Origin of the sequence: Salinisphaera sp. SWV1 (assembly GCF_052044155.1) — a bacterium.
In the GTDB taxonomy this organism is placed as follows: Bacteria; Pseudomonadota; Gammaproteobacteria; order Nevskiales; family Salinisphaeraceae; genus Salinisphaera.
The window spans coordinates 1-1,042 of the sequence record NZ_JBQDYE010000102.1 but is presented as its reverse complement, the minus strand read 5'-3'; the positions used below and the strand labels follow the sequence as shown (position 1 = coordinate 1,042).

Sequence of the window (1,042 nt, the reverse complement as noted above, 5' to 3'; positions counted from 1 at the left end):
CTTGATTAGTTCGCAAACTCAGCTTGCCTCAATTGGGTTTCGGTACAAGGGGTTGTGCGAGCAGCGGCTTTCGCCAGTCGAGGCAAGATGGTTCGCAGGTTATAACGGCGGTTGAATCGATACTGAAATTCAGCGAAGTAGCGCGAGGCGTACTTGGCGAAGTTGAAGGCATGATAGGTGCCGGTGATAGCGGTTTTGAGATTACCGAGGATGATATTCACACAGCGGAACTCCGCATGCTCGGCGGCGGCCCGTCCGGAGCCGGTGATGACGGCATGATGTTCAGCCACCTCCAAAGCCAGCGCGCCAAATGCCGGCAAGCCATCCGACCAGGCCTGGGTATTCACGTGCAGCGCCCTATTGGCCCACTGGCTGATCGCGTCCTTGGTGAAGGGCAGACAATGAATCGCGACTTGATGCGGGCGGTTGTCGTCGACGGTGGATACCGCGATCACAAACGGGACTTTGTTGGGCGAGCCACGGCCGCGCTTGCCAGGCCGTTCCCCGCCCAGATACGCATCGTCGATCTCGACCCGGCCGGACAGCTGGCGGCGCGATTCCCGCCCCATCATGGTGTGCAGGATCTTGTGTTTGATCCGCCAGGCCGCGCTGTAGCCCACCCCCAGATGGCGCATCAATTCCAGCGCCGAGACATTGTTCTTGGCCTGAGTCAGCAGGTGCATGGCCAGAAACCAGACCGTCAAGGGCAGCTTGGTGGCAGCGAAGATCGTGCCCGCCGTTGCTGTGGTCTGATGTCGGCAGCGCCGACATTGCCAGTGCGTGCGGCCGGCGCGCTCGAACGTCGTGCTCAAACGGCCGCGACAGCTCGGGCAGATGAAACCCTGCGGCCAGCGCGACTGGATCAACGCGGCTTCGCATTGGGCCTCGGTGCCGTACTGCTGCATGAATTCGGCCATCGACAAGCCTGGCTGGAATTGAACCCGATTCATTGCCATAACAACGTCCCTGTGTGGGTTATGGCTTTATTATCCGAACTCGGTGGGTCATATCCTGACCCTGCTGAGTTTCCGAACTAATCAAG

General features: G+C 59.6%; 1 protein-coding gene. It reads right to left on the bottom strand.

Annotated features, from left to right (window positions below):
* Positions 1–5: 5 nt before the first annotated feature.
* Positions 6–956, bottom strand: a complete 951-nt coding sequence (locus tag ACS8YF_RS19610) for an IS1595 family transposase (protein WP_440851774.1) — start codon at positions 954–956, stop codon at positions 6–8.
* Positions 957–1,042: the final 86 nt, after the last annotated feature.